The following is a 23,621-nucleotide window of genomic DNA, read 5'->3' on the forward strand; positions in this document are numbered from 1 at the left end:
TCAGGCGTGGCGACGGGCGCCGACGACACAGGCCACGACGAAGACGGTGACGGCGATCATCGACGGGGCGACCGGCTCGCCGAGCAGCAGGCCGGCCAGCAGCAGGCCGAAGAACGGCTGCAACAGTTGCAACTGGCCGACACCGGCAATGCCGCCGAGCGCCAGCCCGCGATACCAGAAGAAGAAGCCGACCAGCATCGAGAAGACCGAGACATAGGCAAGGCCGGCCCAGGCGGGCATGGCGATGCCGGCCAGCGTCTGCGGCTGGACGGCGAGCCCCAGCGCGGCCATCGGCGGCAGCGAGAAGACCAGCGCCCAGCAGATCACCTGCCAGCCGCCGAGACGGCGCGCCAGCCTTGCGCCTTCCGCATAGCCGAAGCCGCAGACGAGGATCGCGGCGAGCATCAAGAGATCGCCGACCAGCGAGACCTCGCCATTGCCTTGCAACGCGAAAAGGGCGACGGCCAGCGCGCCGGCGCCGGAAAAGGCCCAGAACAGCGGGCGCGGGCGCTCGCCGCCGCGCAACACGCCGAAGATCGCCGTCGCCAGCGGCAGCAACCCGATGAAGACGATGGAATGGGCCGCAGTGACATGCTCCAGCGCCATCGCGGTCAGCAGCGGAAAGCCGACGACGACGCCGAGCGCCACCAGCACCAGCGGCAGCACGTCGCCCGCCGCCGGGCGCTTCTGGCGCAGGACGAGCAGGATCGCAGCCGCCAGCAGCGCCGCCAGCACCGCGCGCGCCGAAGTGAGAAACAACGGGCTGAAGCCGCCGACCGCGACACGGGTCGCCGGCAGCGAGCCGCTGAAGATCAGAACGCCGAGAAGGCCATTGCCCCAGGCGGCGAGAGGTGAGTGCATGCCGTTGCTCCTGTCCATCACCCGCAAGCTGTGGCGCGGAAGCGCTGGCGGAGACAGGTACAGACCAGTACAATCACTCGAAACTGTACCAGTTCAACAAACCATACAGATGGGCGACAGGATGAGCCGCGGCACACGCACGCAAACCGTGATGGCAACGATCCGCCGGCGGATCGAGACGCGGGCGCTGGCGCCGGGCGAGCGGCTGCCGTCGATCCGCGGGCTCGCCGCCTCCCTGCAGGTCTCGCCGTCGACCGTCGTCGAGGCCTATGACCGGCTGGCGGCCGACGGGCTGATCACAGCCAGGCGTGGCTCCGGCTTCTTCGTGCTGGGCACGCCGCCGCCCTTGCAGGTCGCCACGGCGGGAGCAAAGCTCGACCGCGCCATCGATCCGTTCTGGATCTCGCGGCAGGCGCTGGATGCCGATCCCGCCGCGCCCAAGCCCGGCTGCGGCTGGATGCCGGCCGACTGGATGCCGACGGACGCGCTGCGGCGGGCCTTGCGCGCCTTGTCGCGGGTGGAGGCGGCAACGCTCGCCGACTATGGCAGCGCGCAGGGTCAGGGCGAGCTGCGCCGGCTGATCGCCCGCGATCTTGCCGAACAGGGGCTGGAGGTGCCGCCCGACCGCATCCTCTTGGCCGGTTCGGGGACCCAAGCCATGGACCTGATCTGCCGGCTGCTGCTGCGGCCCGGCGACACGGTGCTGGTCGACGATCCCTGCTATTTCAACTTCCAGGCCCTGCTGCGGGCGCATCAGGTGCGGATCATCAGTGTTCCCTATACGCCGCAGGGACCGGACACGGAGCAGTTCGCGCAGGTGCTCGCGAGCGCCAGGCCCCGCCTCTACCTGACCAACTCCGCCCTGCACAACCCGACCGGCGCGACCATCTCCGCGCCCGTGGCACACCGCCTGCTGGTGCTGGCCGCCCAGCACGACCTCACCATCATCGAGGACGACATCTTCGCCGCCTTCGAGCCGGAGCCCTCCCCCCGCCTTGCCGCGCTCGACGGGCTGGAGCGGGTGATCCGCATCGGCAGCTTTTCCAAGACCCTGTCGGCCTCGGCCCGCTGCGGCTATATCGCCGCCCGGCCCGACTGGATCTCGGCGCTGATCGATCTGCAGGTGGCGACGAATTTCGGCGGGCCGAGCCCGATGGCGGCCGAGCTGCTGCGCGTCGTCCTTGCCGATGGCGGCTATCGCAAGCATGTCGCCGCCCTGCGCGGACGCCTCGCCAAGGCGCGGCGGCAGGCAGCCCTGCGGCTCGGCGCGCTCGGCATCACGCCGTGGCTGGAGCCGCGCGGCGGCTTCTACCTGTGGTGCCGGCTGCCGGAAGAGCTGGACGCGGCCGATGTCGCCCGCGCGGCGCTGAAGCAGGGCATTGTGCTGGCGCCGGGCAACGCCTTCAGCGCGGCGCAGACGCTACCTGCCTTCATGCGCTTCAATGTCAGCCAGATGGGCGGGCCGCAGGTCGATGCGGTGCTCGCCGAAGCGCTGTCCGAGGCCCGCGAGATCCGCGCGCAGGCCAACTGATCAGCCAACCTCCTCCCAGCCGCCGCTTGCGAAGGACCGGGCCGCGGCATGGACCGTGCGCTCGATCTCGATGCCCTCCTCGAAGGTGACGAGGCTCGCCGGCTCGCCCCGGATCAGGCGGATCAGCTCGCGGCATTCGATCACCTTGAGATCGTTGAAGCCGAGGCCGTGGCCCGGCGCCGGCACGAAGCTGCCATAGGGCGGATGCGCGGGGCCGGCGAGAATGCGGGTGAAGCCCTGCCGGGCGGGATCGCCGGTCGCGCGATAGAGCTCGATCTCGTTCATCCGCTCCTGGTCGTAGAGGATCGAGCCTTGCGAGCCGAAGACCTGCAGCGCGATGCGGCCCTTGCGGCCCCAGGCCGAGCGGTTGACCAAGAGGCTCGCCTGCAAGCCGCCGGAAAAGCGCAGCAGGACGTTGGCCATGTCGTGGGTTTCCACCGCGCGGCGGCCGCCCTCGGCCAGCGGCCGCGTGGCATAGGGTTTCGCCATGTCGCAGAACACCCGCTCGGCCTTGCCGAACAGCCGGTAGGCCAGCGACAGCGGATGCACGGCGAAATCGTCGAGCGCGCCGTAGCCGGAACTCGCCTCGCTCTTCCAGAAGAAAGCCTGCTCCGGGTCGGCCATGAAGTCCTCGTCCATCTCGGCGCGCAACTGGATGGGCTCACCGATGGCGCCGTCGCCGATCATCCGGGCGATCTCGCGAAAGGCCGGGTTCTGGATGTAGTTGTAGCCGAGCACGGCGATGCGCCCGCTGCCGCGCGCCGCCGCCAGCATCGCTTGCGCATCGGCAAGCGCGGGCGCCATCGGCTTTTCGCACCACACATGCTTGCCGGCCTGCAGCGCGGCGATCGCCATTTCCGGATGAAAGGCATTCGGCGTCGTGATCGACACCACATCGACGGCCGGATCGCTCACCAGCGCCCGCCAGTCGGACGTTGCGCGGGCAAAGCCGAAGGCCGAGGCGCGCTGGCGGGCGAGATCCTCGCTGACCTCGGCCAGCATTTCCAGCCTCGGGCGGGCGACATCGCCGAAGACGGCGCGCACCGCATTCCAGGCCAGCGCGTGGCACTTGCCCATATAGCCGGTGCCGATGAGACCGACGCCAAGCGAACGGTCGGGACTGGTCATCGCATCGCCTCCCTGCGACAGCGTCGCACCTGCGGGACGGCAAAAACCGGTGCGTAACGCCCGGATCTCACCCGCCACCGGCCTGCGCGATCTTGCATCAATGAAACGCAAATTCTATGATCGCGTCAATATGGAATAAATATTCCCTGAAAGGAGGGGAGCCTTGCTGTCAGTAGCAGTCATCGGCGCGGGGCGGATCGGCCAGATCCATGCCGCCAATCTGGCCGCGCGCGCGGCGCAGACCAACGACGTCCGGCTCGCCGGCATCTGCGATGCGATGGAGGTCGCCGCCGCGACCCTTGCAACGCGCCTCGGCGCGCCGGTGATCTCGCTGGACGAGGCGCTGGAGGGCAAAGGCTCGAACGCGGTGCTGATCGCCTCGCCGACCGACACGCACGCGGATTTCATCGAGCGCGCAGCAAAGGCCGGCAAGGCGATCTTCTGCGAAAAGCCGGTGGACATGTCGGCGCAGCGCATCGAAGGCGTGCTTGCGGTGGTGGAGGCGGCCGGCGTGCCGCTGTTCATCGGCTTCAACCGCCGCTTCGACCCGAATTTCGCCTCGCTGCGCGCCCGCATCGCGGAAGGGCGGATCGGCGAGGTCGAGCTGGTGACGATCCTCTCGCGCGACCCCTCCCCGCCGCCGGTCTCCTATATCGAGCGCTCGGGCGGCCTGTTCCGCGACATGATGATCCACGACTTCGACATGGCGCGCTTCCTGCTTGGTGACGAGCCGGTGGAGGTCCACGCGGTCGGCTCCGCCCTCGTCGACCCTGAGATCGGCAAGGCCGGCGATGTCGACACCGCCGCGGTGCTGCTGAAGACCGCGCGCGGCAGGATCTGCCAGATCTCCAACTCGCGCCGCGCCACCTATGGCTACGACCAGCGGGTGGAGGTGCACGGCTCGCTCGGCCTGCTGCGCGCCGGCAATCAGCACGAGACCACCGTGGAACTGGCGACCGCGTCGGGCTTCACCGCCGACCCGGTGCAGAACTTCTTCCTGGAGCGCTACGCCCAGGCCTACCGGCTGCAGCTTTCCGCCTTCATCGACTGCGCGCGCGGCACCACCGCCCCCTCGCCGAGCGGGCATGACGGGCTGATGGCACAGCGGCTCGCCGATGCGGCAACGCTCTCCGCACAAAGCGGCCAGCCGGTCCGGCTGTAAGGGGGGGCCTCCAGAGGCCGGCTGCTTTGCGCCGGCCTCTCCTCTTGCGTCTTCCCGGGCGAGCATCGCGAGACCCGGGACCGGAGAGCCACGGCGATCGTGGCAACGGCCGGAAGGACAAAACAGGCGGCGATGCGTCCTCGCCGCCGCTCTGGCAGCCAATGGGCACCGGGTCGCGGCTTCGCCTTGCCCGGTGTGACGGCCGAGGGGATGCGAGGCACTGCCTCCCTCTCCGAGGTCATCGCGGCCGCAGGCGAAGCCGGAGCGCCGGGATCCAGAGGCACCCTCGGCCGGCATGAGGTGCTCCGTCCTCTCCTCTTGCGTCTTCCCGGGCGAGCATCGCGAGACCCGGGACCGGAGAGCCACGGCGATCGTGGCAACGGCCGGAAGGACAAAACAGGCGGCGATGCGTCCTCACCGCCGCTCTGGCAGCCAATAGGCCCCGGGTCGCGGCTGCGCCTTGCCCGGGGTGACGGCCGAGGGGATGCGAGGCACTGCCTCCCTCTCCGAGGTCATCCCGGCCGCAGGCGAAGCCGGAGAGCCGGGATCCAGAGGCACCCTCGGCCGGCATGAGGCGTCGTTGGTCGTGCGATCCTGCGAAGTGTCCTTGATGGGAAGCGCGGCGTACCAACGCCGCCGCTCTGGCAGCCAATGGGCACCGGGTCGCGCTCCGCTTGCCCGGGGTGACGGCCGAGAGGATGTGAGGCACCGCCTCCTCCTCGGACGTCAATCCCGGCCGGACCGAGGAGCCACGGCGCTGCCTCCTCCTCGGCGGTCATCCCGGCCGCGCGCAGCGCAGAGCCGGGATCCATTGGCACCCTCAACGGATATTTGTCGCACATGCCTCTCCCCGCGTCTTCCCGGACGAGGCCGAAGGCCGACGATCCGGGACCGGAGAGCCACGAACGTTCGTGGGAACGGCCGGGCGCGCACCCCATAGGCCCTCGGCTCTCCGGTCCCGGGTCGCGCTTCGCTTGCCCGGGAAGACGCCGGGCAGGTCCATCGCCGGGCAGGTCCATCGCCGGCCAGGCCGATCGCCCGACATGTCGCGCCATCCGGCCAATTTGGTCCACCGTCTCAATTTCAGCCGATTTCGAGAGCGATTTTTGCAAAATCCGTCTCGAAATTTGCGCGAGCAATCCGGCTAAAATAACCTAACCATTTCAATGATATAAATCGAAAATTCCGAGCGCCGGCGCAAAATTTCGAGACACCGCTCTCAATCTCGTTTCGCCGCTTATCCCCCGCCGCCGGTGACGCCTATCCCCGTTTTGCGGTCCGCCGCCGGACTGCGCCAAGCCCCCGCCGCCGGAGCCTGCTCGCCTCGACCCAGGCAGTCCCGCCGCGCGTTCGCACCGCCCCGGCAACGACAAACGAAAGGGGCGGAGCGACGTTCCGGTCGCTCCGCCCCTTCTTCATTTGCAGTCCCGGCGTCCCCGCGATCAGGCGTCCGCCTTGACGATCTCGATGGCGATCTCGCTGCCGCCGACCTCATGCTCGGCGCGGAAGGCGCCGTCCAGCGCGCCGCCGATGGTCAGCTCCAGCGCCAGCGTGTCCTGGGCGATGCGGGCGCGGTGCTCCTCCACCGCCTGGACCAGCGCCTCCGGCAGCACCAGGTTGAGGCGGATGCGGTCGGTCACCTGCAGGCCACCGTCCTTGCGGGTCTGCTGGATAAGGCGGACCACGTCGCGGGCATAACCCTCGCGCTCCAGCTCCGGATAGATCCGCGTGTCCATCACCACCACGCCGCGGCTGGCATCGAAGAGGCCGGTGTCCGACCCTTCCGGCGCCATGACCCGCATGGTGTAGTCTTCGGGCGGCAGTTCGACGCCGGCCAGTTCGACGATGCCGTCGGGCCGCAGCGTCCAGTTGCCGGTCTTGGAGGCGGTCATCACCTCCTTCATCTTCTGGCCGAGGCGCTTGCCGATCTGCGGCTTGACCACCAGGCTGTGCTCGCCGACCGACAGCGGGTCGGCCTCCAGCACCAGCTCCTTGACGTTGACCTCGTCGGCGATGAGCTGCGAATAGGGGCGCAGATCCTCGATGTCCGCATGGGCGACGGTCAGCGTCTTCAGCGGCAGGCGGGCGCGCAGGCGCTTGGCCTCGCGCAGCGACATCACCGAGTTGCAGACGTCGCGGATAAGGTCCATCCGCCGCACGAGGTCCGGATCGCTCGGCATCCTGGCCGCCTCCGGCCAGTCGGCCAGATGCACGGACAATTCGCCCGTCAGGCCCTTGTAGATGCGCTCGGTGACGAAGGGCATCATCGGCGCCAGCACGCGCATCAGGTGCGTCAGCACCGTGTAGAGCGTGTCGAGCGCGTCGCGCTTGTCGTCGTTGAGATCCTCGCCCCAGAAGCGCGACCGCGAACGGCGGATGTACCAGTTGTTGAGCGCGTCGATATAGCCCGGCACATGCGAATAGGCGGCGGGGATATCATAGGCGTCGAGCGAGCCCTCGATCTGCTCGATCAGCTCGCGGGTCTTGGCGAGGATATAGCGGTCCAAGAGGCCCTTCTGGTCGAAACGGACCTGTGCCTGGTACTGGTCGGCATTGGCGTAGAGCGTGAAGAAGTAATAGGCGCTCCAGATCGGGATGATCGCCTGGCGCAGCGCCTGGGCGATGCCGCGCCCGTCCTTGGCGACCGCCAGGTCGCCGCCGACCAGCAGCGGCGAGGACAGCATGTACCAGCGCAGCGCGTCGGCGCCATAGGTGTTGAAGACGCCGACCGGATCCGGATAGTTCTGCAGCCGCTTGGAGAGCTTCTGCTTGTTCTCGTCCAGCACCACGCCGTGGCAGACCGCATTGCGGAACGGCGCACGGTCGAAGATCGCCGTCGACAGGACCATCAGCGTGTAGAACCAGCCGCGGGTCTGGGCGACATATTCGACGATGAAGTCGGCCGGGAAGTTCCGCTCGAAATGCTCCTTGTTCTCAAACGGATAGTGCTGCTGGGCGAAGGGCATCGAGCCGGAATCGAACCACACGTCGAGCACTTCCGGCACGCGGCGCATCATCGCCTTGCCGGTCGGATCGTCCGGGTTCGGGCGGACCAGCTCGTCGATCATCGGCCGGTGCAGGTTGTCCACCTTGACGCCGAAGTCGCGCTCCAGCTCCTCCAGAGAGCCGTAGACGTCCATGCGCGGATGGTTCGGGTCGTCGCTCACCCAGACCGGGATCGGGCAGCCCCAGAAGCGGTTGCGCGAGATGTTCCAGTCGCGGGCATTCTCCAGCCACTTGCCGAACTGGCCGTCACGCACATGCGCGGGGATCCAGTCGATCTGCTGGTTGAGCTCGACCATCCGGTCCTTGAACTGCGAGACGGCGACATACCAGGCGTCGATCGCCTTGTAGATCAGCGGCGTGTCAGTGCGCCAGCAGTGGGGATAGTCGTGCAGATAGGTCTCGTGGCGATAGACGGTATCGCCGCGCGCCTTGAGGTCGCGGATGATGTCCTTGTTCGCCTCGATGACGTTCTGGCCGGCATAGTCGGCGACCTCGGCGGTGAAGTTGCCGGCCTCGTCGACAGGCACGACCAGCGGGATGCCGCGGTCGCGGGCGAGCTCGAAGTCGTCCTCGCCGAAGCCCGGCGCGATATGCACGCAGCCCGTGCCGTCGCCGGCCTCGACGAAAGCGGCGGCAAGCACGGCGAAGGCGTTCTCCGTGCCCTTGAAATAGGGGAAAAGCGGCTCGTAGGCGGTGCCGGCCAGCTCCGCGCCCTTGAGCGTACCGACCGTCTGCCACTCGCCGAACTCACGCTCGTAGCGCTCCAGCGCCGCCTCGGCGAGGATCACCCGCACGCCGTCCTTTTCCAGGATCGCATAGGCGAGATCCGGCGACACGGCCAGCGCCAGGTTCGACGGCAGGGTCCAGGGCGTCGTCGTCCAGGCGAGCAGGCGCGTCGGCACGGCGGCGAAGCGCTCGCCCTTGAGCAGGAAGCCGACGGTCAGCGCCGGGTCCTGGCGCTCGCGATAGGAGTTGTCGAGGCGCGTCTCGAAGTTCGACAGCGGCGTCTGCACGGCCCAGGAATAGGGCACGACGCGGTAGCCGCGATAGACCAGCCCCTTGTCCCAGAGCTGCTTGAAGCCCCAGATCACGCTCTCCATGAAGGAGAGGTTCATGGTCTTGTAATCGTTCTCGAAATCGACCCAGCGCCCCTGCCGCTCGACATAGTAGCGCCACTCGTTGGTGAAGCGCATGACCGAGACCGAGCAGTGCTCGTTGAACTTGCCGATGCCGTAGTCGAGGATCTCGTTGCGGCCCGAGATGCCGAGTTCCTTCTCCGAGGTCAGCTCCGCCGGCAGGCCGTGGCAGTCCCAGCCGAACCGCCGCTCGACGCAGTCGCCGCGCATGGTGCGGTAGCGCGGGATCAGGTCCTTGACGAAGCCGGTGGCCAGGTGCCCGTAATGCGGCAAGCCGTTGGCGAAGGGAGGGCCGTCATAGAAGATGTATTCGCCCGCCCCGTCCTGGTTGCGGCGGCTCTCCACCGAAATCTCGAAAATCCGGTTTTCCTGCCAGAACTTGAGGATGTCTTCCTCGAGCTTGGGAAAATTGGGATTCGGATCGATGGCTTCGTACATCACAGATGTCCCGTTCTGATTTGGTCGCCGGGCGGGGAACCGCGGAGCCGCCCGCAACATGTCGTTGCGTGGGTTAGCCGACCGGCGGGGAAAATACAATCGTCACGGCCGGCATGGCGGGCATGCCGGCGTCTGGCAGTGCCTCAGGCGCGCGTCACTTTCGGCTCGCTTGCCGGATAGCGGCCGCGCGTGTCGACCACCAGCTTCGCCCTGTCGAGGATCATCGCGTAGTCGAAGGCGTCGTGATCGGTGGCGATGACGACGGCATCCTGGCGCGCGATGGTCTCGGCATCCACCTCGACGGACGCGAAGGCATGGCCGCTTTCCAGCGAGAGCTGCGGCACGAAGGGGTCGGCATAGGTGAGCTCCCCTCCCCGCGCGACGATCCGCTCCATCACCATCAGGCTCGGCGACTCGCGGATGTCGTCGATGTTCTTCTTGAAGGCGGCGCCGAGCACCAGCACCCTGGCGCCGTTGAGCGCCTTGCGGTGGCCGTTCAGCGCGTCCATCAGCTTCTCGACGATGAAGTCCGGCATGTAGCGGTTGATCTCGCCGGCAAGCTCGATGAAGCGGGTGTGCAGGCCGTATTCGCGCGCCTTCCAGGTCAGATAGAACGGATCGACCGGGATGCAGTGGCCGCCGACGCCGGGGCCGGGATAGAAGGCGGTGAAGCCGAAGGGCTTGGTGGCGGCGGCGCGGATGACCTCGAAGATGTCGATGCCCATGCGGTCGGCGAGCGTCTTCATCTCGTTGACGAGGCCGATATTGACCGCCCGGTGGATGTTCTCCAGCAGCTTGGTCATCTCGGCAACGCGGGTCGAGGAGACCGGCACCAACTGGTCGACGGCCGAGCCATAGAGCGCCTCGGCCGCGGCCAGGCAGGCGGGGGTGACGCCGCTCACCACCTTGGGGATTTCGCGGATGCCATAGCGGGCATTGCCGGGGTCCTCGCGCTCAGGCGAGTAGACGACGAAGACGTCCTTGCCCACCACCAGATCCTCGCGCGCCATGGCCGGCAGCATGTCGTCCTCGGTGGTGCCGGGGTAAGTGGTCGATTCCAGCGCGACGACCTGGCCGGGCCGCAGATGCGGGCGGATGGCGCGGGCGGCATCGAGGATATAGCCGATGTCCGGATCGTGGAAGCGGCCGAGCGGCGTCGGCACGCAGATGATCAGCGCGTCGCACTCGGCCGCGCGCGCGAAGTCCGTCGTCGCCTCGAAGGGGCCGGCGAACCGCACCTCCTCGCGCCGGTTGCCGACATAGCGGGGAAAGCCGCGATCCGCGTTGAGCCTTGCGATCTTGGCCGGATCGACGTCGAAGCCGACGATGGGGTGGCCGATCTGCGAAAAGCGCAAGGCGAGCGGCAGGCCGACATAGCCGAGGCCGATGACGCCGATGACGGCGGAGCGGTCGGCAAGGCGGGCGCACAGGCTGGCAAGGGCGTCGGAAGGGGCGGTGTCCGCGGCCATGATCGGATCTCGGTCGGTTCGATGAAAGAGAAACGGCATGCGGAGGAGGGTCCGCATGCCGTTTCGTGTGGCACAGGCGCCGCAGCGCGGCAAGCCCCGGCGACGAGAGTTCTCCTCCGCCGGGCGCTCGCCCTACCCCTCGGTCACACGAAGCTGAAGTCGCTGGCCGAGACGAGCGCGTGATCGAAATTCTGCAGGATGATCGTGTTGGAACCGAAGGTCAGGTGCGTGTCCGCCCCCACATCCGTCACCGTCACTTGCGAAAAATTCGTCACCCCGAGGCCGATCCGGATCGTGTCAATCCCCGCCTCGAAATCGGTGATCGTGTCGATATCCCCGGCCGACAGGAAGACGAAGGTGTCGGCACCGGCACCGCCGGTCAGAATGTCGTTGCCCTGGGCACCGTCAAGCCAGTTATTGCCGGAATTGCCACGGATCACGTTCGCCTGCATGTTGCCGATGCCCGACAGGTTCGCTGTCCCCGTCAGCGTCAGGTTCTCGAGGTGGTGGCTGTGGCGCCAAAGCTCGAACGAGACCGAGCTGATCACCGTGTCGATGCCCTCGCCCGCAAGCTCAATGATCGTGTCGCCGACATTGTCCACCACATAGGTGTCATTGCCCGCACCGCCGATCATCGTGTCGGCGCCCTGTGCCCCATCGATCCAGTTGTTGCCGGAATTGCCCCGGATCACATTGTTCTGAATGTTGCCGATGCCCGACAGGTTCGCTGTCCCCGTCAGCGTCAGGTTCTCAAGGTGGTGGCTGTGGCGCCAAAGCTCGAACGAGATCGAGCTGATCACCGTGTCGATGCCCTCGCCCGCAAGCTCAATGATCGTGTCGCCGACATTGTCCACCACATAGGTGTCATTGCCCGCACCGCCGATCATCGTGTCGGCGCCCTGCGCTCCGTCGATCCAGTTGTTGCCGGAGTTGCCCCGGATCACATTGTTCTGAATGTTGCCGATGCCCGACAGGTTCGCTGTCCCCGTCAGCGTCAGGTTCTCCAGATGCTGGCTATGACGCCAAAGCTCGAACGAGATCGAGCTGATCACCGTGTCGATGCCCTCGCCCGCGAGTTCAATGATCGTGTCGCCGACATTGTCGACGATATAGGTGTCATTGCCCGCCCCGCCGATCATCGTGTCGGCGCCCTGCGCCCCGTCGATCCAGTTGTTGCCGGAATTGCCCCGGATGACGTTCGCCTGCATGTTGCCGGTCGCAAACAGGTTCGCTGTCCCCGTCAGCGTCAGGTTCTCAAGATGCTGGCTGTGACGCCAAAGCTCGAACGAGATCGAGCTGATCACCGTGTCGACGCCCTCGCCCGCGAGTTCAGTGATCGTGTCGCCGACATTGTCCACGTAATACGTATCGTTGCCCGCGCCGCCGATCATCGTGTCCGCGCCCGCACCGCCATTCAGAACATTGTTGGCGCTGTTGCCGATCAGCGTGTCATTGCCGGATCCGCCGACCGCGTTCTCGATGATGGTGCCGCGAGCGATGGAGAGATTGCCGATCAGGCCGGCGACATTCGAATAATGCTCGGGGCGAAGATCGATGAGCTGGTTGGCGCTCTCTCCGCTGAAGTTGATCGTGTCGATGCCGCCATTGTCATAGATGGTCATGGCGACGTTGTTACCGAAACTGACGAAGTTATCGATGTAGCCACCGGCGGTGGACGCATTGCCATAAGTCGTATTGCCGGTGCGGATATTGGCTGGCGTTCCGTAGAGATTCTGGATCGCGATGATGTCCGCAATCATCGGCGTGATGATATAGGCCCGGCTTGCGTCGATATACGTATTCTCAAGCTGGTCGAAATACGACATGACCGTCGCCTGCCAGGAATCGTTCCTGTAGTGATTGTCGATGCCGTAGGTGGCATTGCTGTTGTAGTTGCCGGCATGACCGAGCCCCAGCGCATGACCGATCTCGTGGATGTAGGTCTGGAAGGAATAGCTGTCGATCGTCGTGCCGGAGTTCGCCAGCCATGCTGTCGAGACGTTCACGAAGGACGAGAGAATGCGACTGCCGCTGGTTGTCGAAGTATTGTAGGCGCCGCTGTCGTTGTCGTCGAAGGTGATGTGCGCCGAACCGGTGATGAAGCTGAAGTTGATGCCGGTCACGTTGGTCCAGGCGGCCAGGGCCTGGGTCGCAAGAAACTGCCCTTCGGTCGTAAGCCCGGTGATGTTGACGGTCAGCGTGCCGCCGGCCGACACGTCGAAGGACCGCTGCGAGCGTCCCGTCGAGTTCCAGTAGCCATCCGTCAGTTGCGCGGCGATCTGGTCGTTGGTGAAGACCGGCATCGGCGGAGCCGCCGCGATCGACATCGTATAGGCGCCCGTCGAAGAATTGTTCCACGCGCCGGCGCTCAGATAGTAGTACCCGCTCGCCGACGCGGTGAAGGAGAGTGCGGAGTTCGTTCCCACGCCGCCATCGTCATTGAAGGCGACCTGGGTACCGGCCGAATTGTGGACGCGCAGATAGGCATCGAGAGAGCTGCCGCTCGCCGCATTGAGAGCGATGTTGTAGGTCTGCCCCGCCTCCAGCGCGACACGCACCCAGTCGAGGTCGCCGTTGAAGGCAATGGTTCCGTTGAAACTGTCGCCGACATTGATCGTGTAGGAGGTGGAGGTGTTGGCGACGGCGTCGGCCCCTTCCGTGATCACCGCGAAGTCGGCGCCGGGAGAGAATGTCTCGTCGCAGCTATAGCCGGCAACAACGGGAACTTCAGGATCCCGATAGGTCATCGCACAGAGATCGCACATGTTCTTTCACCCTCTCGGCCCTTACCGGGGCTCCAAATCCATACGAATCGGATACTCGCTCAATATCAATCTTTAAGGAAGCTGTCCGCCAACACCCGCCCGAAAGGCCCCGCGTCGGAGAGCCGGACCTGCCTGTCATTGACGGAGAATTCGATCACCGGCCCGGTGGTGGCGACCGCCTCCCCATCCTTCCGCCAGGACAGCCGCGCCATCACGAACGTGTCGGCGGATCGCACCCATTCCACGGCCACACGCAGCCCCCCAGCGCCGGCCGCCTGGTCCGAGACCCGGACCCCGGCCCCCGTCATCTCCCGCAACCGTTCCGCCAGGCCGTCACACGCCTGCCGGCGCCAGACATCCTCATCGGCGGCACACGCAACGACGATTTCCTCAACACCTGGTCCGCACACCGGAACACCTGCTTCTTCGTTGGCCCCGGCCGCTCGAGGGCGGCCGCGCTCCTATTGTCCGACAGAACAGCAAGATCCGGAAACCGGCAAGTCTGCCGAGGTCGATGTCCAACCCGCCACCTGCATCGCTTACTCCCGCAAGCACCCTGCTCCGGCTTCTCCTTGCGGCACTCTCCACCAGCTTCGTGAAACTTCCGTGATATCGCGCCGACGGCCGCTCAGCCGCAGACCCGGTTGAGCTCGGCGATGGCGCAGACGAGATGGTAGAGGGAACTCGCCGGTGCCGGTTCCTCGATGAAACGCCCGTCCGCGGCAAGGCGGTCGCGCCAGAGACCGCGCGGCTGGACATCGAGATAGCGCTCGACGGCAGCAGCGGCGGCGACGGCGGCGGCAGCGGCCTCGCGCTCACGCGCAGCGTCGCCGGCCTCGCGCGCCTCTTCCATCATCACCAGCGACGCCTTCAGCCATTCCGTCTGCGACCACAGCCGCGCGACCGGCTCGCGCGGGGTGAGGTCGTCGCCGATCTCCAGCATGACGACGCCGCGATCGGGACAGATGCCGTGCCTGGTCCCGGCGGCATACAGCCGCGCGGCAGCCGCGAGCGCATCCTCCCGGCCGGCGCGGCGGCCCCATGTGGTCAGCAGCCAGCACCATTCGAAGAGGTGCCCCGGATCGACCTTGTGTCCGGCCTCGCCCGCAGCCGGCGACCAGTCGCCGTCGAAATACTCGCGCAGCACGCCGAGGTCGGGATCGATGAAGCGGTGCAGGGCAAGGTCGGCGATAGAGCGGGCCATCTCGCCCCAGCGCGGGCTGCCCGACAGATGCGCCCAGGCGAGCGCCGCCTCGAACAGGTGCATGTTCGGGTTGGCCCGCAGCGGCAGGCGGCGGGGAACGTCTTCCTCGAACCCTCCGTCCGGGTGGCCGAGCGTCTCGACCAGCAGATCGCGCAGCCGCCGGGCATCCGCGACGACCTGCTCGCGCAGGCCGGCAACGGCCCCGGCGATGCTGGCATAGGCGAACAGGGCAAAGGCCTGGTCATAAAGGTCGAAGGGGCGCGACCCGTCCGCTGTCCTCGGCCGCAGGCTGCCATCGGCCTGGAGGAAATCCTCGTGGAACGCGGCGAGCCCCCGGCGCGCGATATCCGCCGCCGGCCCCGGCCAGCCGAGCCGCGCCCCCTCGATAAAGGAATAGATCTGCCGGGGCGGGACGCGCGGACGCGCCGGTGCAGACGAGGGCTGCGCCGTCTCCAGCGTCAGGCTTTCGGCGAAGCGCCCACTCGCCTCGTCGTAGCCGGCTCTCGCCCAGAGCGGCAGGGCGTCGCGCACGAGCCAGTTCTTCAGCCGCTCGCGAACCACCATCAGTTCGGAGGCAGGATCCTCGGACCGTGTCGCGCGCACCACCGCCTCCTCCTTCCAAAAGACCGCCGACGCCGCGTCAGAGCGTCTGGTTGTAGTCGCCGACTTCCGGATTCTCCCGCAACACCGCGTCGACCGCCTTGAACATGGCGTGCAGCCGCTCCTCGGAGACCGGGCTTTCCACCACGACGACGAGTTCCGGCTTGTTGGACGAGGCGCGCACAAGGCCCCAGGTGCCGTCCTCGGCGACGACGCGAATGCCGTTGACGGTGACGAGATCGGCAATGCCGTGGCCGGCAATCGTCTCGCCGCGCTCCTTCATCGCCGTGAAGCGCGCCACCACCCGCTCGACGACCTCGTATTTGATCTCGTCGGCGCAGTGCGGCGACATGGTCGGCGAGCCCCAGGTGCGCGGCAGCGCGCGGCGCAGATCCGCCATCGACCGGTCCGGGTTGCGATCCAGCATGTCGAGGATGGCGATGGCCGAGACGAGACCGTCGTCGTAGCCACGGCCGATCGGCGCGTTGAAGAAATAATGGCCGGACTTCTCGAAGCCGACCAGCGCGTCCAACTGGTTGACGCGGCGCTTGATATAGGAATGGCCGGTCTTCCAGTAATCGGTCACCGCGCCGTTCTGCTGCAGCACCGGATCGGTGGCGAAGAGGCCCGTCGACTTGACGTCGACGACGAAGCGGCAGCCGGGATGCAGCGCCGACAGATCGCGCGCGAGCATCACGCCGACCTTGTCGGCAAAGATCTCCTCGCCCTCGTTGTCGACGACGCCGCAGCGGTCGCCGTCGCCGTCGAAGCCGAGCCCCACCTCGGCGCCGCTCTCCAGCACCTTGTCGCGGAGCGCATGAAGCATCTTCATGTCCTCCGGATTGGGGTTGTAGCGCGGGAAGGTGTGGTCGAGTTCGCAGTCGAGCGGGATGACGTCGGCGCCCAGCGCCTCAAGGACACGCGGCGCGAAGGCGCCGGCCGTGCCGTTGCCGCAGGCGGCGACGACCTTGATGGGACGGGAGAGGCGCGGCCGGTGGGTCAGGTCTGCGATATACTGCTCGGGGAAGTTCTCGACGAAGCGGTAGCTGCCGGAGCCTTCGCGGAAACTCGCGGTCAGGACGATCTCCTTCAGTCGCCCCATCTCGTCCGGGCCGAAGGTCATCGGGCGCTCGATGCCCATCTTGACGCCGGTCCAGCCATTGTCGTTGTGCGAGGCGGTGACCATGGCGACCGCCGGCACGTCGAGGGCGAACTGCGCGAAATAGGCCATCGGCGACAGGGCAAGGCCGATGTCGTGGACGCGCACGCCGCCGGCCATCAGGCCGGTGACCAGCGCCATCTTGATCGAGGCGGAATAGCCGCGGAAATCATGGCCGACGACGATGTCGGGGCGCACGCCGCGCTCGTGCATTAGGGTCGCAATGCCCATGCCGAGGGCCTGCATCCCCATGAGGTTGATTTCCTTCTCGAAAAGCCAGCGGGCATCGTATTCGCGGAAACCGGTGGCCTTCACCATAGGCCGGGACTCGTAGGCATAGGTGTTCGGCTTCAGTTCGGCGACGGGCACTGGCAACATGTGTCTTCCTCAGGATCTGATGCGGGGCGGCATAGGCGGGACTGGACGGCGAACCCGGACCTACTCCGGCGAAAGGGGCGCTCCCGCCTCGTCGTAACGGATAATGTCGTCGTCGCCTATATAGGCGCCCGACTGGATTTCTATGACACGCGCCGGCACCCGGCCCGGATTGGCGAGGCGATGGCGGGCGCCGACCGGAACGTAAGCCGACTGGTTCTCGGTCATCAACCGTGTCTCGCCGTCGATCTCGACCGCGAGCGTGCCGGAGACCACCACCCAGTGCTCGGCCCGGTTGACATGGCTTTGCCGGGACATGCTCTCGCCCGGCTTGATCTCGATTTCCTGCACCTGGAAGCGGCCGCCGACGGCGATCTCCTCACGCCAGCCCCAGGGCCGGTACAGGCGGCGATGCTCGCGCGTCTCGCGGCGCCCTTCCGCCTGCAACCCTTCGACCACGGTCTTGACGTCCTGGGCATGGGCCTTGTCGGCGACGAGGACGGCGTCCTTGGTCGCAACCACCATGACGTGGTCGAGACCGATCACCGAGACCAGCGCGCCGTCGCTGACGACGAGATTGTCCCGTGCCTTCACGAAACGCGCCTCGCCCAGAACGCTGTTGCCGTCATCGGATTTCTCGAAAGCTTCCCATACCGCAGACCAGGAACCCAGATCGCTCCAGCCCGGTTCCATCGGCACACAGGAAATCCGCTCCGACTTCTCCATGATCGCATAGTCGATGGAGATGTTCGGCACCTTGGAGAACAGCCCCGCATCGAGGCGCAGGAAGTCGAGGTCGCGGGTCGCCGCGCCCAGCGCCTCGCGCACCCGGTCAAGGACCTCGGGCGCGTGGCGCGCAAACTCCTCCAGCATGGCGCGGGCGGAGAACAGGAAGATGCCGGCATTCCACACATAGGTGCCGGCTTCCAGAAACGCTCGGGCGCGCTCCAGATCCGGCTTCTCGACAAAGGCCTCGACGGCACACGGCCCCTCGCCCGCCTCCGCCAGGCGGATATAGCCATAGCCGGTGTTGGGCTCGGACGGCTTGATGCCGAAGGTGACGATGCGCCCGGCCCTTGCGGCCGGAAGCGCGCGCTCGACGGCGGCGGCGAAGGCGTCCGTATCGCGCAGCAGATGGTCGGAGGGCGCCAGTAGCACCAGCGCGTCCGGGTCGCGCGCCTGCGCCAACAGCGCGGCGATGGCGGCGGGGGCCGCCGTATTGCGGCCGACCGGCTCCAGCACGATGGCAGCCTCATCGGCGGGGGCGCGGGCCTCGGCCATCTGCTCGCCGACAAGGAAGCGGTGCTCGGAATTGGCGATGACGATGGGGGCGGCGAAGGCAGGGCCGGCGAAGCGCTTCAGCGTCTTCTGGAACAGGCTCTCGCCATCGAAGATCGGAAGGAACTGCTTGGGACGGGCGGAGCGCGACAGCGGCCAGAGCCGAGAACCGGAGCCACCGGACAGGATGCAGGGAATGATCACGCGAGGTCTTTCGTCGCCAGGGTCTGCCGCACCGTGCGGAGGAGGTTCCCCTCTTTTGCCAAATCCCGGACTGACAGGAGGTTAACCCGAAACCCCAAGGCTGCGAAACAGCCGAGACGCCGCCCGCAGCTCACATGTCCGGACCGGCCGGTTGCCAGGGCCGCGCCTCAGCCGGTCCCAGCCGCAGCAGGTCGACGGCCCGCGCGGCGATCTCGGCCACCGCGTCGGCCAGCGAGTCGGGCTGCAGATAGAAGGCCGGCACCGGCGGCAGGATGATGGCGCCGGCCTCGGTCGCCAGCACCATGTTGCGCAGGTGCACGAGCGACAGCGGTGCCTCCCGCGCCAGCAGCACCAAGGGCCGGCGCTCCTTGAGCTGGACGGAGGCGGCGCGCGTCAGCAGGTTGTCGTCGAGACCATGGGCGATGGCGCTGAGCGAGCGCATCGAACACGGCGCGACGACCATGCCGGCAACCGGACAGGAGCCGGAGGCGATCTGCGCCCCGACATCGCCAATGGCATGCTCGCGCGCGGCCAGGGCGGACAGCTCCGCCCGCGCGGCAAGACCGTCCTCCAACGCAAACGTCCGCTCTCCCCCGGCGCTGACCACGAGATCGATCGACGCGCCCCGCCGGGCGAGATCGCGGGCGCAGGCGAGCGCCAGCATTGCCCCGGACGCGCCGGAGACGCCGAGGACCACGCGGGTCATGCCAGCCCCTCCGCCTTCAGGATGCGCTCGGCCGCGCTCTCCGCCTCCGGCGACAGGCGCATCACCTCGCCGAAGGCGCGGGCCGTCTCGGACCCGATCTTCACCGTCGCGTCGAGGCCGATCTTGCCGGCAAGCCCTTCCAGCGGCGAGGCGAAGTCGAGATAGTCCATCGGCGTGCGGTCGAGTTGCATCGTGTCGCGCGCCGGGTCGTAGCGGGTCGCCAGCGCCCAGGCGATGTCGTCCCAGTTGCGCGGGTCGATGTCGGCGTCGACCACCACGATCATCTTGGTATAGCTGAACTGCGGCAGCAGGCCCCACAGGGCGAGCATCACCCGGCGCGCCTGACCGGGATAGCGCTTGTCGATCGCGATCACCGCGATCCGATAGGAGCAGGCGGCGGGCGGCAGCCACAGGTCCACCACTTCCGGGATCTGCTGGCGGATGACGGGAAGCGCGAGATCGTTGAACACCTCGCCGATGATCGAGGGCTCGTCCGGCGGCCGGCCGGTCCAGGTGGAGAGGTAGAGCGGATCGCGGCGATGGGTGATCGCGCTCACCCGCATCACCGGGAAGGGCTCGACCGAGTTGTAATAGCCGGTGTGATCGCCGAACGGGCCCTCCGGCGCCGTCTCGCCCGGATGCACCCAACCCTCCACCACGATCTCGGCGCTCGAGGGAACCAGCATCGGCACGGAGACGGCCGGCGCGAGCGAGGTGCGCGCCCCGCGCAGGACGCCGGAAAAGGCAATCTCCGACACGGTTTCCGGCAGCGGCAGGGCGGCCGCCAGCAGCGTTGCCGGATCGGCGCCAAGGGCGATGGCGACGGGCATCGGCTCGCCCTGGCGCTGCCAGCTTCGATGATGGGCAGCGCCGCCCCGGTGCGGCAGCCAGCGCAGGATCAGGCGGTCCTTTGCCAGCACCTGCGTCCGGTAGATGCCGGCATTGTAGCGCCCGCTGTCACTCGCCTGCGACCCCGCGTCGCGGGTCAGCACCACCGGCCATGTCATCAACGGACCTGCATCTCCCGGCCAGCAGGTCTGCACCGGCAGGCGCGAAAGGTCGGGCTCGCTCATCCGCTCTTCCTGCGAGACGCCCTCGCCCACCACCCTGACACGGGCGCGCAGCGCTGCCGCCATCTGCGGCCAGCGCGACAGCGCATCACTGATGCCTTGCGGGGGCACCGGCGCACGCAGAGCCGCGAGAAACTCTCCAAGCTCGGCGATATCGGCCGGCTCGATGCCAAGGCCGGCCGCGACGCGGCGCCGGGTGCCGAAGAGATTGGCGACGAGCGGGATGGCGGACACCGAGCCGTCCGCCGAGACCGGCCGGTCGAATCGCAGGACCGGGCCACCCGCCAGCAGCACCTTGCGATGGATCGCGGTGACCTCCTCGACGAGCGACACCGGATGGCCGAGGGTGTGCAACTCGCCGGCCGCGTCGCACCAGCGAAGGAAGCTGCGAAGGTCCGGAAAGGCTGGCAGACGGCGCATGGCGGCTCCTGTTGCAACCGGTGAGCCATAGCAAAGCCGATCGACCGCGAAGTTGATACGGATCAACAACGGCGCCAGGTCGCGCTTCTATGGTGCGGGCAGTCCGCCACGCCTGCCGGGAGCGCCACATGCCCGAAGCCCTCGCCCCTTTGCCGGAACATCGCGCGATCCCGCGCATGCCTGCGCTGCTTGCGCTCGGCGTCCGGCTGGCCCCCTATCCTCCCGGCGACATGCTGCTGACGCGGCTCGCCCGCAAGATCCTCGCCCGCAATCCGGGGGTTCTCGAGCGCCTCGGGTCCTATCGCCGGTCGCGGTTCGTGCTCACCGCCAGCGATGTGCCCGTCTCCTTCCTGCTCGACCTGACGCGCGATCTGCCCGCGGTCAGCCTGCACCGCGACCCGCCGGCCGGCGATGCCCGGATCTCCGGCTCGCTTGCGGTGCTGATCGGCCTCGTTCACGGGGTCTGGGACGGCGACGCCCTGTTCTTCTCGCGCGATCTCACGGTGGAGGGCGACACCTCGGCCGTGCTGGCGCTGCGCAACGCCATCGACGACGCGGAACTCGATCTCGGCCAGGAACTGGCGACGTTCGCCGGCCCGCTGTCCGGGCTGGCCCGGCGGCTGATCGAGGGAGTCGAGCGGACCACCGGCGTGCCGCTGACGCGGTCGGGAGCGGTGCGATGATGGAGCTCGTCTGCCCGGCCGGGACACCGGCCTCGCTGCGCGCGGCTGTCGATGCCGGCGCCCACGCCATCTATTGCGGCTTCGCCGACGACACCAATGCCCGCAACTTTCCCGGCCTCAATTTCTCGCGCCGCGAAATGGCCGAGGGCATCGCCTATGCCCATGCGCGCGGCGCCAAGGTGCTGATCGCCATCAACACCTTCCCGCGCGCCGGCGAGATGGAGCTGTGGCACCGGGCGGTGAGCGATGCGGCAACGCTCGGCGCCGATGCGGCGATCCTCGCCGATCTCGGGCTGATCGCCCATGCGGCCGAGCGCCATCCTTCGCTGCGCCGGCATCTCTCGGTGCAGGCGGCGGCCGCCAATCCGGATGTCATCAACTTCTATGCCAGCGCCTTCGACGTGAAGCGCGTGGTGCTGCCGCGGGTGCTCAGCGTCGAGGAGATCGCCACCATCAATCGCGACATCGACGTGGAGACCGAGGTCTTCGTGTTCGGCGGGCTCTGCGTCATGGCGGAGGGGCGGTGCTCGCTGTCCTCCTACATCTCCGGCAAGTCGCCGAACATGAACGGCGTCTGCTCGCCGGCAAGCCACGTGTCCTATGTGGAGGAGGGCGGGGATCTGGCCGCGCGCCTTGGCGGCTACACCATCCACCGCACCCCGGCGCAGGCGCCCGCTCCCTATCCCACCCTGTGCAAGGGCTGCTTCAAGGTCGGCGCGCGCACCGGCTATGTGTTCGAGGATCCGGCGAGCCTGGACGCCTCGCAGCTCCTGCCCGCCCTGTCCCGCGCCGGCGTCACCGCCTTGAAGATCGAGGGCCGCCAGCGCTCGCGCGCCTATGTCGCGCAGGTGGTGCGCAACTTCCGCCAGGCGGTCGAGGCGCTCGCCGAGGGCCGCGAGGTGCCCGTCGGAGCGCTGGCCCGGCTGACCGAGGGACAGGCGGCGACGGCCGGGGCCTACAACAAGATCTGGAGATGAAGGCATGCAACTGACCGTCGGCCCGATCCAGGGCTTCTGGGACGCGGGCCTGTGGAGCGCGTTCTACGAGCGTCTCGCGGAAACGCCCGGCATCTCCCGCGTGGTCCTCGGCGAGCTTGTCTGCTCGAAGCGGCTGCCCTTCTACCAGACGCGGCTGCCGGACGCGGTGGCGCAGTTGCTCGCCGGCGGCAAGGACGTGGCGTTGACCAGCCTCGCCCTCATCACGCCGCTGAAGCGGGAGCGGCGCATGGCGGCCGAACTCGCCGCGATGGAGCTGGAAGTCGAGGTCAACGACCTCACCATGCTGGCCTATCTGCCGGAGGGCGCCCGCTTCTCGGTCGGCCCCTTGGTGAATGTTTACAATGAGGGCACGCTGGCGGTGCTCCAGCGGCGCGGCGCGGTCGGCGTCTGCCTGCCGCCGGAACTCTCGGCCGCCTCGGTGCAGCGGATCTGCGCCGCCACCGACATGCCCGTCGAGGTCTGGGGCTGGGGGCGCCTGCCGCTCGCCATCTCCGGACGCTGCTACCATGCCCGCTATCACGACCGGGCCAAGGACCAGTGCCAGTTCGTCTGCGCCGAGGACCCGGACGGGCTGGCCGTCGACACGCTCGACGATCAGCAGTTCCTGGCGATCAACGGCTTGCAGACCCTGTCCGGCCAATGCGCCAACATGGCCCACCACCTGCCGTCCCTGCGCCAGGCAGGCGTCGCCAGTCTGCGCCTGTCGCCGCAGACCACCGGCTTCTTCGAGGTCATCGACCTGTTCGCGGATCTGACGTCGGGCCGGATCGATGCGGAGGAGTTCTGCGCCAAGGCGCTGCCGCATGCGCCGGGCGGCGCCTTTTGCGACGGCTTTCTCGACGGGCCGACCGGCGTCGCCTGGTCGGGCGCGAGGGGCGAGGTCAGGACGCAGCCGGCCGGAACGCCTTGAGGCGGGCCGGATCGGTGTCGATGCGCGCCGCACCGATCAGATCGAGGCAATAGGGCACGGCGGCGAAGACCGCATTGAGCGACGTAGCGATGCTCGCCGGCTTGCCCGGCAGGGTGATGATGAGGCTTGCCCCCCGCACCGCCGCCTCCTGGCGCGACAGGATCGCCGTCGGCACCTCGGCAAGGTTCGCCCGCCGCATCGCCTCGCCGAAGCCGGGCAGAAAGCGCGTCGCGACCTGCGCCAGAGCCTCGGGCGTCTCGTCGCGCGGCGCCGGTCCGGTGCCGCCGGTGACCAGCAGCAGGTCGCAGCCCTCCACATCGCACAGGTGACGCATCGCACCGGCGACGCTGTCGGCGCCGTCGGGAACGATGCGGGTGACGAACTCCCAGTCGCCGACAAGGTGCTGCCGCAGCCAGTCGAGCGCCGCCGGCCCGCTGCGATCTTCATAGATGCCGGCGCTGGCGCGGTCCGAAACGGTGAGAATGCCGATGCGTGCCATTTGGTGTGACCTGCCTGTC

The 23,621-nt window shown here is 67.7% G+C and carries 17 protein-coding genes; 5 read left to right on the forward strand and 12 right to left on the reverse strand.

All coding sequences use genetic code 11. The annotated features are described in order from the left end of the window. On the reverse strand, positions 1–861 hold the full coding sequence (locus TSB10P1A_RS20275; RefSeq protein WP_186389759.1) for a DMT family transporter: 861 nt from the start codon (positions 859–861) through the stop codon (positions 1–3). A gap of 121 nt (positions 862–982) precedes the next feature. On the opposite strand from TSB10P1A_RS20275, the gene TSB10P1A_RS20280 reads away from it, so the two are divergent. After that, positions 983–2,392, forward strand: coding sequence for a PLP-dependent aminotransferase family protein (locus tag TSB10P1A_RS20280; protein WP_186389760.1), 1,410 nt, complete (start codon positions 983–985; stop codon positions 2,390–2,392). On the opposite strand, the gene TSB10P1A_RS20285 is transcribed toward TSB10P1A_RS20280, so the two are convergent. Further along, complete coding sequence (locus TSB10P1A_RS20285; RefSeq protein WP_186389761.1) at positions 2,393–3,520, reverse strand: Gfo/Idh/MocA family protein; 1,128 nt, start codon at positions 3,518–3,520, stop codon at positions 2,393–2,395. A 163-nt stretch (positions 3,521–3,683) separates the two neighbouring features. On the opposite strand from TSB10P1A_RS20285, the gene iolG reads away from it, so the two are divergent. Then, positions 3,684–4,682 (forward strand): inositol 2-dehydrogenase, encoded by a 999-nt coding sequence (gene iolG, locus TSB10P1A_RS20290; protein WP_186389762.1) that lies wholly within the window; start codon positions 3,684–3,686, stop codon positions 4,680–4,682. Positions 4,683–6,124: 1,442 nt separating this feature from the next. Here iolG and ileS read toward each other — a convergent pair. The 9 genes from ileS to TSB10P1A_RS20335 all read right to left on the reverse strand — a co-directional run bounded on the left by ileS (position 6,125) and on the right by TSB10P1A_RS20335 (position 20,512). Further along, entirely contained in the window at positions 6,125–9,262 is a 3,138-nt protein-coding gene (gene ileS, locus TSB10P1A_RS20295) for an isoleucine--tRNA ligase (protein WP_186389763.1), read from the reverse strand. Positions 9,263–9,405: 143 nt separating this feature from the next. Further along, positions 9,406–10,731, reverse strand: coding sequence for a nucleotide sugar dehydrogenase (locus TSB10P1A_RS20300; protein ID WP_186389764.1), 1,326 nt, complete (start codon positions 10,729–10,731; stop codon positions 9,406–9,408). A gap of 143 nt (positions 10,732–10,874) precedes the next feature. Next, the gene (locus tag TSB10P1A_RS20305) at positions 10,875–13,496 is read right to left on the reverse strand and encodes a M10 family metallopeptidase (RefSeq protein WP_186389765.1); all 2,622 of its coding nucleotides are present in this window, start codon (positions 13,494–13,496) and stop codon (positions 10,875–10,877) included. 65 nt (positions 13,497–13,561) lie between these two features. After that, positions 13,562–13,906 carry a hypothetical protein gene (locus TSB10P1A_RS20310; protein WP_186389766.1) on the reverse strand — a complete coding sequence of 115 codons (345 nt, stop codon included), beginning with the start codon at positions 13,904–13,906 and terminating at the stop codon, positions 13,562–13,564. A 218-nt stretch (positions 13,907–14,124) separates the two neighbouring features. Next, entirely contained in the window at positions 14,125–15,303 is a 1,179-nt protein-coding gene (locus tag TSB10P1A_RS20315) for an AGE family epimerase/isomerase (protein WP_186389767.1), read from the reverse strand. A gap of 37 nt (positions 15,304–15,340) precedes the next feature. Next, positions 15,341–16,837: a phosphomannomutase/phosphoglucomutase gene (locus TSB10P1A_RS20320; protein ID WP_186389768.1), complete on the reverse strand. Its 1,497-nt coding sequence runs from the start codon at positions 16,835–16,837 to the stop codon at positions 15,341–15,343. Positions 16,838–16,897: 60 nt separating this feature from the next. Beyond that, on the reverse strand, positions 16,898–18,316 hold the full coding sequence (locus TSB10P1A_RS20325) for a mannose-1-phosphate guanylyltransferase/mannose-6-phosphate isomerase (RefSeq protein ID WP_186389769.1): 1,419 nt from the start codon (positions 18,314–18,316) through the stop codon (positions 16,898–16,900). A gap of 130 nt (positions 18,317–18,446) precedes the next feature. Further along, complete coding sequence (locus TSB10P1A_RS20330) at positions 18,447–19,022, reverse strand: UbiX family flavin prenyltransferase (RefSeq protein WP_186389770.1); 576 nt, start codon at positions 19,020–19,022, stop codon at positions 18,447–18,449. Further along, on the reverse strand, positions 19,019–20,512 hold the full coding sequence (locus TSB10P1A_RS20335; RefSeq protein WP_186389771.1) for a UbiD family decarboxylase: 1,494 nt from the start codon (positions 20,510–20,512) through the stop codon (positions 19,019–19,021). The genes TSB10P1A_RS20330 and TSB10P1A_RS20335 overlap by 4 nt, the downstream gene beginning before the upstream one ends. A 128-nt stretch (positions 20,513–20,640) precedes the next feature. Here TSB10P1A_RS20335 and TSB10P1A_RS20340 point away from each other — a divergent pair, with 128 nt between their 5' ends. Genes TSB10P1A_RS20340 through TSB10P1A_RS20350 form a run of 3 tightly spaced genes read left to right on the forward strand, consistent with a single transcriptional unit; the run spans position 20,641 to position 23,103 of the window. Continuing rightward, entirely contained in the window at positions 20,641–21,195 is a 555-nt protein-coding gene (locus TSB10P1A_RS20340; protein ID WP_208985230.1) for an SCP2 domain-containing protein, read from the forward strand. Further along, positions 21,195–22,172 carry a peptidase U32 family protein gene (locus TSB10P1A_RS20345; protein WP_186390088.1) on the forward strand — a complete coding sequence of 326 codons (978 nt, stop codon included), beginning with the start codon at positions 21,195–21,197 and terminating at the stop codon, positions 22,170–22,172. Before TSB10P1A_RS20340 ends, TSB10P1A_RS20345 begins: the two co-directional genes overlap by 1 nt. 4 nt (positions 22,173–22,176) lie before the next feature. After that, entirely contained in the window at positions 22,177–23,103 is a 927-nt protein-coding gene (locus tag TSB10P1A_RS20350) for a U32 family peptidase (RefSeq protein WP_186389772.1), read from the forward strand. Here the strand turns inward: TSB10P1A_RS20350 and mog are convergent. After that, a complete protein-coding gene (mog, locus tag TSB10P1A_RS20355) occupies positions 23,075–23,602 on the reverse strand; it encodes a molybdopterin adenylyltransferase (protein ID WP_208987162.1) in 528 nt (175 codons plus the stop codon). The genes TSB10P1A_RS20350 and mog overlap by 29 nt on opposite strands. Positions 23,603–23,621: the final 19 nt, after the last annotated feature.

Origin of the sequence: Stappia sp. TSB10P1A (genome assembly GCF_900185725.1) — a bacterium.
Classification (GTDB): domain Bacteria; phylum Pseudomonadota; class Alphaproteobacteria; order Rhizobiales; family Stappiaceae; genus Stappia.

Excerpts from the sequence above, each read along its gene's own strand:
- TSB10P1A_RS20285 (WP_186389761.1), bottom strand. The coding sequence starts at position 3,520 with ATGACCAGTCCCGACCGTTCGCTTGGCGTCGGTCTCATCGGCACCGGC.
- TSB10P1A_RS20280 (WP_186389760.1), top strand. The coding sequence starts at position 983 with ATGAGCCGCGGCACACGCACGCAAACCGTGATGGCAACGATCCGCCGG.
- TSB10P1A_RS20340 (WP_208985230.1), top strand. The coding sequence starts at position 20,641 with ATGCCCGAAGCCCTCGCCCCTTTGCCGGAACATCGCGCGATCCCGCGC.
- TSB10P1A_RS20335 (WP_186389771.1), bottom strand. The coding sequence starts at position 20,512 with ATGCGCCGTCTGCCAGCCTTTCCGGACCTTCGCAGCTTCCTTCGCTGG.
- mog (WP_208987162.1), bottom strand. The coding sequence starts at position 23,602 with ATGGCACGCATCGGCATTCTCACCGTTTCGGACCGCGCCAGCGCCGGC.
- TSB10P1A_RS20275 (WP_186389759.1), bottom strand. The coding sequence starts at position 861 with ATGCACTCACCTCTCGCCGCCTGGGGCAATGGCCTTCTCGGCGTTCTG.
- TSB10P1A_RS20330 (WP_186389770.1), bottom strand. The coding sequence starts at position 19,022 with ATGACCCGCGTGGTCCTCGGCGTCTCCGGCGCGTCCGGGGCAATGCTG.
- TSB10P1A_RS20350 (WP_186389772.1), top strand. The coding sequence starts at position 22,177 with ATGCAACTGACCGTCGGCCCGATCCAGGGCTTCTGGGACGCGGGCCTG.
- ileS (WP_186389763.1), bottom strand. The coding sequence starts at position 9,262 with ATGTACGAAGCCATCGATCCGAATCCCAATTTTCCCAAGCTCGAGGAA.
- TSB10P1A_RS20300 (WP_186389764.1), bottom strand. The coding sequence starts at position 10,731 with ATGGCCGCGGACACCGCCCCTTCCGACGCCCTTGCCAGCCTGTGCGCC.
- TSB10P1A_RS20305 (WP_186389765.1), bottom strand. The coding sequence starts at position 13,496 with ATGTGCGATCTCTGTGCGATGACCTATCGGGATCCTGAAGTTCCCGTT.
- TSB10P1A_RS20320 (WP_186389768.1), bottom strand. The coding sequence starts at position 16,837 with ATGTTGCCAGTGCCCGTCGCCGAACTGAAGCCGAACACCTATGCCTAC.
- TSB10P1A_RS20345 (WP_186390088.1), top strand. The coding sequence starts at position 21,195 with ATGGAGCTCGTCTGCCCGGCCGGGACACCGGCCTCGCTGCGCGCGGCT.